General features: G+C 28.8%; 13 protein-coding genes and 1 pseudogene. 4 read left to right on the top strand and 10 right to left on the bottom strand.

Going from position 1 to position 13,275, the window contains the following annotated elements; all coding sequences use genetic code 11:
- Positions 1-98 precede the first annotated feature (98 nt).
- Both AC5LG6_RS06720 and AC5LG6_RS06715 read left to right on the top strand, forming a co-directional pair.
- Entirely contained in the window at positions 99-1,319 is a 1,221-nt protein-coding gene (locus tag AC5LG6_RS06720) for an IS256 family transposase (protein WP_237919098.1), read from the top strand.
- Positions 1,320-1,356: 37 nt separating this feature from the next.
- Positions 1,357-1,617 carry a (2Fe-2S)-binding protein gene (locus AC5LG6_RS06715; RefSeq protein ID WP_118917474.1) on the top strand — a complete coding sequence of 87 codons (261 nt, stop codon included), beginning with the start codon at positions 1,357-1,359 and terminating at the stop codon, positions 1,615-1,617.
- Here the strand turns inward: AC5LG6_RS06715 and AC5LG6_RS06710 are convergent.
- Positions 1,614-3,380, bottom strand: a complete 1,767-nt coding sequence (locus AC5LG6_RS06710) for a hypothetical protein (RefSeq protein ID WP_498586039.1) — start codon at positions 3,378-3,380, stop codon at positions 1,614-1,616. The genes AC5LG6_RS06715 and AC5LG6_RS06710 overlap by 4 nt on opposite strands.
- Positions 3,381-3,443: 63 nt before the next feature.
- On the bottom strand, positions 3,444-5,318 hold the full coding sequence (gene mnmG / locus AC5LG6_RS06705; protein ID WP_498586038.1) for a tRNA uridine-5-carboxymethylaminomethyl(34) synthesis enzyme MnmG: 1,875 nt from the start codon (positions 5,316-5,318) through the stop codon (positions 3,444-3,446).
- A 105-nt stretch (positions 5,319-5,423) separates the two neighbouring features.
- Here mnmG and ribE point away from each other — a divergent pair, with 105 nt between their 5' ends.
- Complete coding sequence (ribE, locus tag AC5LG6_RS06700) at positions 5,424-6,032, top strand: riboflavin synthase (RefSeq protein WP_141055212.1); 609 nt, start codon at positions 5,424-5,426, stop codon at positions 6,030-6,032.
- 19 nt (positions 6,033-6,051) lie between these two features.
- On the opposite strand, the gene mreC is transcribed toward ribE, so the two are convergent.
- From mreC to AC5LG6_RS06665, 7 genes are read right to left on the bottom strand one after another with little or no spacing between them, the layout of a single operon-like run.
- Complete coding sequence (gene mreC, locus AC5LG6_RS06695) at positions 6,052-6,891, bottom strand: rod shape-determining protein MreC (protein ID WP_498586037.1); 840 nt, start codon at positions 6,889-6,891, stop codon at positions 6,052-6,054.
- 12 nt (positions 6,892-6,903) lie between these two features.
- Positions 6,904-7,944, bottom strand: a complete 1,041-nt coding sequence (locus tag AC5LG6_RS06690) for a rod shape-determining protein (RefSeq protein ID WP_498586036.1) — start codon at positions 7,942-7,944, stop codon at positions 6,904-6,906.
- A 5-nt stretch (positions 7,945-7,949) separates the two neighbouring features.
- Positions 7,950-9,170: an ATP-dependent Clp protease ATP-binding subunit ClpX gene (gene clpX / locus AC5LG6_RS06685; RefSeq protein ID WP_141047515.1), complete on the bottom strand. Its 1,221-nt coding sequence runs from the start codon at positions 9,168-9,170 to the stop codon at positions 7,950-7,952.
- Positions 9,163-9,966 (bottom strand): acyl-ACP--UDP-N-acetylglucosamine O-acyltransferase, encoded by an 804-nt coding sequence (gene lpxA, locus AC5LG6_RS06680; protein WP_498586035.1) that lies wholly within the window; start codon positions 9,964-9,966, stop codon positions 9,163-9,165. The genes clpX and lpxA overlap by 8 nt, the downstream gene beginning before the upstream one ends.
- A 12-nt stretch (positions 9,967-9,978) precedes the next feature.
- The gene (gene fabZ / locus AC5LG6_RS06675; RefSeq protein ID WP_066153661.1) at positions 9,979-10,422 is read right to left on the bottom strand and encodes a 3-hydroxyacyl-ACP dehydratase FabZ; all 444 of its coding nucleotides are present in this window, start codon (positions 10,420-10,422) and stop codon (positions 9,979-9,981) included.
- A gap of 53 nt (positions 10,423-10,475) precedes the next feature.
- Positions 10,476-11,519 carry a lipid-A-disaccharide synthase gene (gene lpxB, locus AC5LG6_RS06670; RefSeq protein ID WP_498586034.1) on the bottom strand — a complete coding sequence of 348 codons (1,044 nt, stop codon included), beginning with the start codon at positions 11,517-11,519 and terminating at the stop codon, positions 10,476-10,478.
- Positions 11,516-12,589, bottom strand: coding sequence for an epoxyqueuosine reductase QueH (locus AC5LG6_RS06665; RefSeq protein WP_498586033.1), 1,074 nt, complete (start codon positions 12,587-12,589; stop codon positions 11,516-11,518). Before AC5LG6_RS06665 ends, lpxB begins: the two co-directional genes overlap by 4 nt.
- A 181-nt stretch (positions 12,590-12,770) precedes the next feature.
- Here AC5LG6_RS06665 and AC5LG6_RS06660 point away from each other — a divergent pair, with 181 nt between their 5' ends.
- Complete coding sequence (locus tag AC5LG6_RS06660; protein ID WP_066153654.1) at positions 12,771-13,046, top strand: hypothetical protein; 276 nt, start codon at positions 12,771-12,773, stop codon at positions 13,044-13,046.
- Between the two features lie 37 nt (positions 13,047-13,083).
- On the opposite strand, the pseudogene AC5LG6_RS06655 reads toward AC5LG6_RS06660, so the two are convergent.
- A pseudogene (locus AC5LG6_RS06655) lies at positions 13,084-13,275 on the bottom strand (hypothetical protein); the annotation flags it as partial.

Here is a 13,275-nt window from a genome sequence, read left to right as displayed (position 1 = left end):
ATATTTTCTATAGATTTATTTGTGATAGCAATTTGGAGCTATTAAGGGAGTGTTAGAAATTTCGTGTCAATCAGATAAAATAATATCAAGGATTGACAATGGAACAACAAATAGGTTTTGACTTCAATGAAGTTTTAGAACAATTTAAAAGTGGTAAAAATCTTACTGGTAAAGATGGACTTTTAGCTCCACTTATAAAACAATTAACAGAAGCTGCTTTAGAAGCAGAAGTAGAATCACATATTGCTAATGATGTTCTTTCTGGAACAAGAAATAGAAAGAATGGTGTAAATAAAAAAACTATCAAAGATTTATCTAATGGTAGTTTTGAATTAGAAACACCAAGAGATAGAAATGGAACATTCGAACCTCAAATAGTAAAAAAACATCAAACTACAATCTCAAACGAAATAGAAGATAAGATTCTTTCAATGTATGGCTTAGGGATGAGTTATAGTGATATATCATCTCATATTGAAGAGATATATCAAGTATCTATCTCAACTGCAACAATTAGTGCTATCACAGATAAAATAATTGATAAAGTAAAGCAATGGCAAATAAGACCTCTTGATTCGATATATCCATTTGTATGGCTTGATGCAATACATTATAAAATTAAAGATGGTGGTAAATATGTTTCTAAGGCTGTTTACACAGTTTTAGGTGTAAATATGGATGGAAAGAAAGATATACTTGGTTTATATTTATCAGAAACTGAAGGGGCAAACTTCTGGCTTAGTGTTTTAACTGATTTAAACAATAGAGGATTAAATGATATTTTAATAGCATCAGTTGATGGTTTAAAAGGCTTTCCTGAAGCTATTAAAACTATTTTCCCTAAAACTGAAGTTCAATTATGTATTATTCATCAAATCAGGAATTCTATCCGTTATGTGGCATCTAAGAACCATAAAGAGTTTATGAATGATTTGAAGCCAGTTTATCAAGCTGTATCAAAAGAAGCTGCAGAAGATGCTCTTTTAGCTTTAGATGAAAAATGGGGAAAACTATATCCTATTGTGCTTCAATCTTGGAATAATAAATGGGAAAATTTATCTGTTTATTTTAAATATCCTCCAGAGATAAGAAAAGTGATTTATACAACAAATATAATTGAATCAGTACATAGACAATTTAGAAAACTTACCAAAACAAAAGGTGCATTTCCCAATGAAAATTCACTTCTAAAATTACTTTATATGGGTATTCAAAATGCTACAAAGAAATGGAATATGCCAATGTGGAACTGGAACTTAACACTTTCACAATTGGCAATATTTTTTGAGGGTAGATTAGATAGTGAGCTTAAAATTTAAGTGATAGTATGATAAAAATATGCAAAGGAATTTTTAAATGATAAATTGGTCAGAAGCAAACGATTCAGAGTTAGTGTGTTATTGTATAGAAGTTGATAAAAAAACTATAGTAGATGCTATAAAAAATGGAAATGACACTCTTTCTAAAATTAAAGAATCTACAAAAGCTTGTACTGGAAGCAGTTGTAAAGAACTAAATCCATCTGGTGAGTGTTGCTCAAAAGATATTAAAAATTTAATCAAGTTATACTCTGGTAAAGATACTAAAGAAGAATGCTGTAGCTGTTGCAATAGCTAAATAGGTGTGATAGGATTTCTCCTATCAGAATTACTTTGACACGGAATATTTAACGGTCTCGCTATTAATACTTTTTTCAATAACCCAAAATACCACATTGCAAGTTGCTTATCATCTAAATCTTCATTTCTTTCATGATATTTTCTATCAAATGTAAGATTAGAATTAGAATATCTTTGTTTCATTTCAAGTGGATTCATATTATCTTTACAATATAAATTGATAAATCTATTAAAATCACTATCTTGGATTTGTCTATTGGATGTTAATACCCAAGTAGAGCTTGCAGAAGATGGCTTATTTTCTAACTCTAATAATCCAAAAAAAGAGTTTTCATATTGGAATGTAACAGTAATATATTTTCTAGCTCTTTTATTGATTTTACATTTAGGATTAATTTGCTTTTTACCATCTTGATCATCTAACATAAATTCTTGTAATTCTTTTTCTTCGCTTGTAGATAAATCTTGTATCTCTGTTCTTTGTTCTAAATATCTAATATATTGTCTAAATACTACAAAGTTATCTATTTCATTCAAAGGACTAGATGTAGTCTCTTTAATAAATTCACTTGAAATTACTACTCTTCTAATGTTTGATTTTCCTTTTGAAGATGATTGTGTTAAGCTTTGATCTATTATTTCATCACTCTCTTGATCTTTATATATTTTTAATAGATTTTCAATTATTTCTATTGAAGATGTTGTTTCACTTACTGGAATATCTTGTAAACTACCACAGCTTTTATTTTTTCTTTTTTGATTAGAACTTTGTGTATATTTTTTACTAGCATGAGCAACTTGAAGAATGTCAGTTGTCTCGTTTGGTATTTCTCTTTCTAGTATTGAAGGTTTATTTATATCATCTAGATTTAAAAGTATTTTAGTTTTTTGAACACTTTTTGTAAATTTTTCAAATCCTATATTAGAGTAATCATTAGTTATTTCATGAACAAAGTAATACTCTTCATTTGTAGTTTTATTTTTAATCAAAGTAGTTCTAGTATCTATTTTAAACTCTTCTTTTGTTGGAAAATTATATTTTAGATGCATTTTATATATATCCACATCTATATTCTCTGTTTGCATATAATTAATGTAGCTATGGATATAGCTTGATACATTATCAAACTCTTTGATTGCACTTTCCTGGCAAGCAAATCTATGTATAATCGCTGCATCCTCATCAGTTTTATATTTTGACAATACTATTTTTGCATCTTTTGGATTATTATCACAAATTACATATAAATCTCTCAATGTTGAATTAAGTACGGCATCTTTTAGTACTGAAGATCTAAAGTAGTAGTAAATACCTATTGAATAGTGAGGAATAATTATATTAATACCATCTATTTTTACAAGATAACAATTTACATGTTTAGCTATATTGAGAAATTTAAATCTCCATCCTATTAAAGTTCCTATACTTTGTTCATCAAGAAGATTTCCTAATCTTGTTAGATTAAATTCATTAATATTTCTAGAATCAATAATAAAGCTTTTCTCTTCAGGGGTATATTTATTATCAATTTGCTTACCATTTTTATAGTACTCTAAAAGTTGATAATGTGTGAACAATAGTTCAGGAGATACTTCATATTTAAATACTTCATTTTTAGTTATATTTTTTATTACAACTTCATAGTGGCTATTACCATATTTTTCTTCATCAATGACTATTCTAAGGGGAAAGAGGAATTGAAAAGTATCATCTGGATTATCTTTCATAAACTTTGGAATGATACTTTTCTTATCAGCCATGGCTAAATTATTCTCTCATTATCAATTTTTAATGTACATATTCTCACTTTTTAATGTCCATTCTCATTTTTTAATGTTTGTGACAAACATATTCAAATTTAAATGTATAATATCAAGTGCAGCAGGTGTAATTCCCGATATTAAACTTGCATTATATAAAGTTGGTGGTCTATACTTTTCAAGCTTCTCAACAACTTCATTTGAAAGCCCTGGAAGACCTCTATAAGAGAAGTTTTCAGGTATATTTAGTTTTAGCATTTTCTTCATTTTTTCTATCTGTTTTTGTTGCTTTTGAATATATCTATAATATTTTGCTTCTATAATAATTTGCTCTTTGAAATAATCATCAAGCTCTTTTAAACTAGGAACCAAAATATCTAATTTTTCAATATCTATTGTATTTCTTCCTATTAAATCAACCAGTAAAACCTTATCATTTATTTTCTCTTCGCCAATAGATTCTAAAAGCTCCAAAGTCTCTTTTTTAGAAGTTATCCAAGTATTTGCCATAAACTCTACAGCCTGTTGAAGAGTTTTTCTTTTCTCTTCTACCTTGTCTATTTGCTCTTTAGAGATAAGTCCTAATTCATATCCATAATGACTTAATCTCAAATCTGCATTCTCTTCTCTTAAAAGAAGCCTATACTCAGCTCTTGAAGTAAACATTCTATATGGCTCGTGCGTTCCTTTTGTAACTAAATCATCAATTAAAACACCAATATATGCTTCATCTCGTCTTAAAATAAATGGCTCTTTATTATCTATTGCCAAAGATGCATTTATACTTGCCATCAAACCTTGAGCTGCTGCTTCTTCATATCCTGTTGTTGCATTTATCTGTCCAGCATGATAAAGATTTTTTATCTTTTTTGTTTCAAGTGTATGTTTTAACTCTGTTGGATCAACATAATCATACTCAATAGCATATCCATATCTAATAACTCTTGCATTCTCTAAACCTTTTACACTAGCTATCATCTTTTTTTGTATTTCAATAGGAAGTGAACTTGACATTCCATTTATGTAATACTCTGTACACTTAGCAGTTTGTGGCTCTAAAAATAGTTGATGTCTCTCTCTTTCACTAAATCTTTTAACTTTATCTTCAATACTAGGACAATATCTTGGGCCTGAACCTTGAATTTGTCCTGTATAAATTGGAGCTCTATGAAAATTTTGTGAAATTATTTCGTGAGTATCAAGATTTGTATATGTTACATAACATGGATATTGTGTTGGATTAAAAGTTTTTCTAGGTGTTCTAAAAGAAAAAGGTGTTGGTTTTATATCTCCACCATGAGTCTCCATAACTGAAAAATCAATACTATTTGCATCAAGTCTTGAAGGTGTTCCAGTTTTAAGTCTTCCTACATTTAATCCAAGCTCTTTAAGTTGAATTGAAAGAGTACTAGATGGCAACTCCCAAGCACGTCCTGCTTCATAAGTATTCTCTCCAATATGAATTAAACCTCTCATAAAAGTTCCAGTTGTAAGAATAGTTTTTAAAGATTTAAACTCTTCTCCAAGTTTTGTTTTTACTCCTAAGACTTCATCATTTTCAACGATTAAATAACTAACCTCATCTTGATAAATATCTAAATTAGCAGTATTGTGACAAACTTTTCGCATATACTCCTTGTATTCATCCATATCAATTTGAGCACGTGTACCTTGAACAGCTGCACCTTTTGAATCATTTAGTATTCTAAACTGAATTCCAGTAGCATCTGTACAAAGTCCCATCTCTCCACCAAGAGCATCTAGTTCTCTTACTAAATGACCTTTTGCTAAACCTCCAATAGCAGGGTTACAACTAGCAGCTCCTATTTGTTCAACAAGCATTGTGATTAATAAAGTTTTTTTTCCAAGTCTTGCACCTGCTAGTGCTGCTTCAATACCAGCATGTCCTGCACCAACAACGATAATATCGTATTGCATTAAATTTTCCTTTTTAAAGAGTATCAGATTTTTAAATATTAGTAAAAATTAGCTTCTTATGAATTTTTGGCTATTATAACCAAATTTTATCTAAAGGTTTTTTAAGTGTTTACAGGGCTTATAAGAGAATTAGCAAAAGTAGAAAGCTTTTCAAACAATATTTTAACTCTAAAATCAAACTATAAACCAAAAATTGGCGACTCTATTGCTGTAAATGGAGCTTGTTTAACTGTTATAAAAATAGGAAATAAAAATTTTAGTGTAGAGTTATCTCCTGAAAGCACATCTCTTTTAGCTTTAGAAAACTACAAAAATGAAGTTCATATAGAACCTGCTATGCAAATGGGGGATAGATTTGAAGGTCATATTGTCCAAGGACATGTTGATTGTATTGGTGTAGTTGAAAAAATAGAGAATAATGGAAACTCTACTGATTTTTATATATCTTTACCAAAAGAGTTTATTAAATTTGTTATTCCAAAAGGAAGTATTACTATTGATGGAGTTTCACTTACAGTTAATGATGTTTTTGAAACTTCTTTTAGATTAACAATAATTCCACATACTATACAAAATACAATTTTTAAAAATTATAAATCAGGAAGTAAAGTTAATATAGAAACTGATATGTTTGCAAGATATATCTATAATATGTTTAAAAAGGATAATAAATTGTCTTGGGGAGATGTTGATAGAATAATGGCTAGATATTAATTTTATATATTAAAAATTACTATTTTTGCTCTTTATTCTCTACTTTTTTTGACTCATCTAAATTTTCTAAAATACTCTTCTCTTGATTGTCAATGTTGTTATTTGCTTCATAAGTGTAAAAGAATCTCTTTTTTAGAGGTTTTGCATATGGTTGTATTGTTGCAATTTTCATCTCTGGGAAATCTTTTATCTCTACAACTTTACCAACTCTAAGTCCCTCATAAAAAATATTATCCATTCCTGAAGTTATAACTTCATCTCCAACATTTATATCAGCCCAAACGGGAATAAATTTTACAGATAGTAAATCTGTTGATTCATCATTTGAAGTTGCAATCCCAGGATTTCTCTCATTTCCTATAAAAACAGCATAAGTACAATCTTTATTTCCATTTAGAAGTCCTATTCTTTTACCATTTTTAGTCATAGAGATTCCAGCAGCATAATTGTCAGCTATTAATCCTAATATTTTATTATCAGTAGGAGCTTTATCTAACCAAACACTTGTGAAATCATCAAAATTTACATATGATAAAACTCTAATAACTTCAATTTTAGAGTTAATTTCTGGAATCTCAATATTTTGTATTAAATTTCTTAAATCTTCTATTGCTGACACTGTAGTATTGTATAATGCTTTATACTCTTTTAGTTCTAAATTCTCATTTTGAAGATCTCTTATTAGTCTTTCATGCTCAAAGTGGTTTGCAAACTTTTGGGATACACTTATGTATGTATTTATGTATGACTCTTTTAAATTTCCAAATACTTTAAAGTGTTTTGCTAGAAACTCATCTAGTTCAAATAGATAAGATAGTCCAGCAAATACAATTAGTAGTAAAAATAAAAATCTCTTCATTTTTTAAATAATTTAAGAGTTTTTCATATCTTCAATGATTTTTAAAAGTCCTGGCTCATCTAAAACTTGACTTGTTCCATAAGCAACAGATAAAAGTGGCTCATCTGCAATTCTTACAGGAATTTTTACAATTTCAGTTAGATATTTATCTAATCCTCTAATTAAAGCTCCTCCACCTGTTATTATAATTCCATTATCAACAACATCTCCAGCTAAATCTGGTGGCATATTTTCTAATACGCTTCTAATTGCACTTGCTATCTCTTTAAGAGGCTCTTTTATTGCAATTCTAATTCCTTCACTTCCTAGCTCAATTGTAGATAAGTACCCAGATTGATCTTTACCTTTTATTTGGATTTTTAGTTCAGGGTCAAGCTTAACAGCTGCTCCAACTTCTATCTTAACTGTTTCAGCTGTTCTTTCACCAATAAATAAATTGTAATTTTGTCTTACATACTCAATAATTGATCTATCTATCTTATCTCCACCAACTTTAACTGATTTACATAAAACTAATCCACCTAAAGATGTAACACCTATTTCAGTAGTACCTCCACCAATATCAACAACAACATGCCCTTCTGGATCACTTACTGGAATACCAGCTCCAATAGCTGCTGCCATTGGCTCTTCTACAAGGAAAACTTCTCTAGCTCCAGCACTTAAAGCTGACTCTTCAACTGCTTTTCTCTCAACTTGTGTAATACCATATGGAATACAAATAATTACTCTAGGTCTTATAAATGATTTTCTTGAGTGTGCTTTTTCAATAAAATATCTAATCATTCTTTCAGTCATCTCAAAATCTGCAATAACTCCATCTTGCATAGGACGAACCGCTTGGATATTTATAGGAGTCTTTCCTAGCATTCTTTTTGCTTCTTGCCCAACTGCTAAAATTCTATCTTTACCTTGTCTATCTCTTTGTACTGCTACAACAGATGGCTCATTTATTATAATGCCTTTCCCTCTTACGCTCACAATTGTATTTGCTGTACCTAAGTCTATCGCCATATCGTTTGAAAAAACGCCTATAAATTTATCTAAAATCATATTATTTATCCTTTTATAACTTTTGGTTCTTCTGTTTTTAAAACTACATCTTTTGTAATCACTATTTTTTTACTCTTATATTTTGGAAGATCAAACATAATATCAAGCATAATATCTTCCAAAATCGACCTCAAACCTCTTGCCCCTGTTTTTCTAATAATTGCTAAATTTGCTAACTCTAAAAGGGCATCTTTTTCAAATTCTAAAGTTACATTATCCATCTCAAATAATTTTATATATTGTTTGATTAAGGCATTTTTTGGCTCTGTTAAAATGTGAACCATATCTTCTTTTGTGATCTCATTTAAAGTTGCAATCATATGAAGCCTTCCAATAAGTTCAGGAATAAGCCCATATTTTACTAAATCATCTGTTTCTACATTTGAGATAATCTTATCTTGCTCAACTTTTGATTTTTTATCTTGATTAAATCCTAAAACATTTGAACCTTGTTTTCTTTTTATTATATCTTCAAGCCCATCAAAAGCTCCACCACAAATAAACAAAATATTTGTAGTATCAACTTGAAGCGAATCTTGGCCAGGATGTTTTCTTCCACCTTTTGGTGGAACATTTACAACAGCACCCTCTATAATTTTAAGAAGTGCTTGTTGAACTCCCTCTCCTGAAACATCTCTTGTAATGCTTCTATTTTCACTCATTCTTGCAATTTTATCAATCTCATCAATAAAGATTATTCCTCTTTGAGCTTTTTCTATATCTCCGCCAGCAGCTTGAACAAGTCTTGTTACAACATTTTCAACATCATCACCAACATATCCAGCTTCTGTTAAACTTGTTGCATCTGCAATAGCAAGAGGAACATCAAGATATTTTGATATTGTTTGAGCCAAAAGAGTTTTTCCACTTCCAGTTGGACCAATTAAAAGTACATTTGATTTATTTAATTCAATATCACCTTGTAATTCATCTTTTCTAAAAATTCTTTTATAATGGTTGTAAACAGCAACAGAAAGAACCTTTTTAGCTCTTTCTTGACCTATAACATACTCATCTAAAATCTTTTTTAACTCAGCAGGAGTTTTTATTTTTATATTTTCTACTTTTTCAGGTTTAGATTTTGTTTCACCATCAACAAAATCTCCACTCATAATATCATACGCAGCACCAACGCAAGCTTTACATATACAAGCATTGTCTCCTGTTATTATAGGATTTGCTTTTGTGTCAGAAGCTCCACAAAAATCACATATTAATTTACTCATTTTCGCTCTTTATTTTTCTTTCAAAAGGGATACCTCTTTTTGTATTTAATACAAAATTTGCCATCTCTTTTACATAAGGATTCTTATCATTTTCATATAAATCAAGAGCAGCTTCTTGAAGAGGTCTTCTCATGTTAAATAGTTCTCTATATGCATGTTTTAAAGCATCTACATCTTCTCTATTTTCTAGTCTTCTTCTAAGACCTACAAGATTTAATCCTTTTACTAAAGCTTTATTCCCTTCAGCTAAACAAAATGGTGGAATATCTTGTGCAACTGCGCTAGCTCCTCCTACCATAACTCCTGTTCCAATTTTACAAAATTGGTGAATTGGAGTAAGACCTCCAATAACTACAAAATCTCCACACTCAACATGACCAGCCAAAGTTACACCATTTGCAAAAATTGAGTTATTCCCAATAACACAATCATGAGCCACATGAACATATCCCATAAATAAATTATTATTTCCAATAACTGTTTTAGAGTGTCCTGTTACAGTTCCTGGATTAAATAAAGTGTATTCTCTAATCTTATTATTATCTCCAATAATTAATTCAACATCATCATTTGGATTAAACTTTAAATCTTGTGGAATTGTTCCAATTGAAGCATGTGAAAAAATATGATTATTTTTACCAATAGTTGTTTTTCCAGCTATTACTGTATGAGAGTCGATTACAGTTCCATCACCGATTTTTACATCTTTTCCTACAATAGTATATGCGCCAACCGTTACATTTTCCCCTAAAATTGCACCATCTTCAATAATGGCTGTTTTGTGAATATTACTCATTTTCGACCTTAATTATTTATCAACTATCATTGCTTTAAACTCTGCTTCAGCAGTTAGTTTACCATCAACATAAGCCTTTCCTTCAAGTACCATTAAAGTACTTTTCATTTTTATAGCTGTTAATTCATAGTCAAGTCTATCTCCTGGACGAACTGGATTTCTAAATTTTGCCTTGTCTATACTCATAAAATATATAACTTTATCTTTCATCTGCTCATCAGTTAAACCTGAACTCTTAAGAGCTAAAACTCCACCACATTGAGCCATTCCTTCAAGAATCATAACACCTGGATAAATTGGATGCCCAGGAAAATGTCCTTGAAACGCAGGTTCAGATATAGAGATATTTTTAAAACCTTTTATAGATTTTGCAACTTCCATATCTGTAATTCTATCTACTAGAAGAAGAGGGTATCTGTGAGGTAAAATCTCTTGAATTTGTATAATATCAAACATAATAATTCCTGAATTTAAAATTGCTAAAGTTGTGGATTATAACTAAAAGTAGTTTAGTTTTTTATAATGCTTGCAACATTTCTTGAGCTTCCATGTTTTAAATAGACTCTTAAAAGCTTTGAATTTTCAAAAAAAAGTTCCCTATTTAAAGTTTTATAATCTTTTAAAAGATTTTCAACACTTACTTCATTTTGTAAAAATTCACTATGGAGTTTCTTATTTGTCATTTTTTCAAAAAAGATATTTGCAAGTCCTACATAATTTAATTTTACAAAAGTTTTTCCAATAAAAAAATCTAATTTTTTTGCTATATAAGATAAAGTAAAAGGAGTTCCTATAAGTGCTGCTTCTAAAGTTGCAGTTCCAGAGCAAATAAAAGCATATTCAGCTTCTAAAAGTGCTTCGTGTGCATTTTTAGATATTTTAAAATCGCCAATATCTCCATAAACTTTTTTTATATATTCATCACTAAATTTTGATGGAATTACCAAAATATAATCTTTATTCGGGATTTTTTTTATCAAATCTTTAAAAACAGGCATTAAGTTTTTTATCTCAGTTTTTCTACTGCCTGGCATAAAAACTATTTTTCCTGAATTTGATAGCTCATTTTTAAATTTTGGTATCTCATCTAAAAGAGGATGTCCTACATAAGTTATTTTAGATTTATCATTATAAATTTCACTTTCAAAAGGTAAAATTGAACATAATTTTGTACAATATTTCTCTAAAGCAATTACTCTTTTTCTCTTCCAAGCCCAAGCTTGAGGAAGAATATAATAAATAATCTCTTTATTTGGATATGTTTCTCTTAGTTTCTTTGCTAAAGGCAGATTAAATCCACTACTATCAAGAAGTAAAACCTTATCACAATCTTTTGCTAACTCTACAAGTTCATCTCTAAGACGAAAAAAGAATCTTAATTTTTTGAGAGCATCAACAAATCCCATAATTGCTAAAGAGCTTAAATCATAAAGTGGATTTCCTAACTCCTTATCAAAAACTCCAACAAACTCAATATCATCATCTAAATATTTTTTTAACTCTTTTAGATGAATATTGGATGATGTCTCCATAGCACTTACTAAAACTTTCATACAATCTCCTCTTTTATATCTTCATATGTTACACTATTTATAAAAATTTCATATTTAGAATCAATAATCTCATCAATTACAATTAAAGCACTTAAATCAAAAGGATTTTTTAAAATATCTGCTCTTAATTTTATCTCATCTTCAAAATTTATAGATTTAAACATCAATTCTTTCGTATTTTTATACTTAGTTTGTGCAAATTTGTTAAAAGTATTTAAAGAGATTATTTTTACTTCATCTTTTGCCAAATAGTTTATTCCATCTTTTTCATACTCTATTTTTGAACTAGTTTGATTTTTATTTATAGTAGAGTAAGCAAAAATATAAGAGGGAATAACCTCTTTATTTACAACAACTTTTCCTCCTAGTAACCTATAATTTAAAAATCTTTGTTTAATTAATTTATACTCTTTTTTCTCATTTTCAAGAGTGTTTCTTTTTTTGTAAAGCTCTAATCTTTGTTCTATTGATTCAGGTAAAATTTGTTTTGAAATAGGATTAAACATCTCATCCATAATCTTTTTTTGATGTTCTCTTTGAGCTGTTAAACCAAATAAACAACCACAATAATTTTGTCTATAAAGACTATTCTCTTTTACACGAACTCCTTGAATTTCTGCACCATTTCCGCTTCTATAATCTCTAAAAATAAACTCTACTCCAGTTTTTTTAAAAAGATTATTCCCAATAATCTCTAGTTTCTCTTGGGATTTTTTTGGAGAAATTAATAAAGTTGTAGTGAACTTATCATGACCTAATTCTATTGCTTTTTGAACACTATTATCAAGCCTATCATCATAACAAACTGTACATCTATCTCCTTTTTCAGGTAAATGCTCCATTCCTTTGACTTTTTTTAACCACTCTTCAAGATTATAAGGACCTTCAATAAGCGGAATTCCTAATTTATTACAAGAGTATTCAACATCCAAATATCTAAGCCTATATTCACTATATGGATGAATATTTGGGTCATAAAAATAGCCTATAAGTTTTTCATCTAGATACTCTTCTTGAATTTTTTCTAAAAAATAGTGGCTATCAACAGCACAACAAATATGAACTAACAAAATATATAAACCTTTACAAACTAAAATAAGATACAATTATAGTTAAAAAATTTTAAATAAAGGATTTCCAATAAAAAATTTAGTTTACATAGTAGCTTTTCTTTTTTTACTTACAGGTTGTAGCCAAAAAGAGCTACAATTAGAATCAAACAGTGCAACAATTTTAATAAAAACACCAAATATGAAATTTAATGACAAAGGTTTTATTTTTAAATTCAAAGATTATACACAAGTTCAAATTTTTAGTGCAGGCGTTGCAATTTTAGATATGAAAATATATGAAGATAAAGTTTGCAAAAGTACCTTCAAATGTCAGGATTTAGACACTTTTAACAAAGAGAATCTAAGTTCTACTTACCCAAAAAATTTCTTAAAATCTCTCTTTGATAAAAAAGATAAAGAGATAGTTCATAAAGATATTAAAAATAACATCTTAATAAGAATAAAACGGGATTAGTAAGAGCCAATTGCTCTTACTAAGTAATAAAAAAGGGTTAATTGTCAGATTTAGAGTTTTTAGCTTTCTTTGAATCTTTAATATCCTCACTTTTTGGTTTTTCATCTTTTTTAGATGTATTAGATTTTACTTTTATATCCTTTTTTATATTGTCAATAATAGTATCCCCAAATCCTTTTATGTTTTTTAAGTCATCAGCAGAGTTTATAGTATTTGATTTTCTATACTC

The organism is Arcobacter thermotolerans (genome assembly GCF_983172305.1).
Note: the sequence above shows the minus strand (reverse complement) of the source record. Positions and strands in the feature narration are given on the sequence as shown.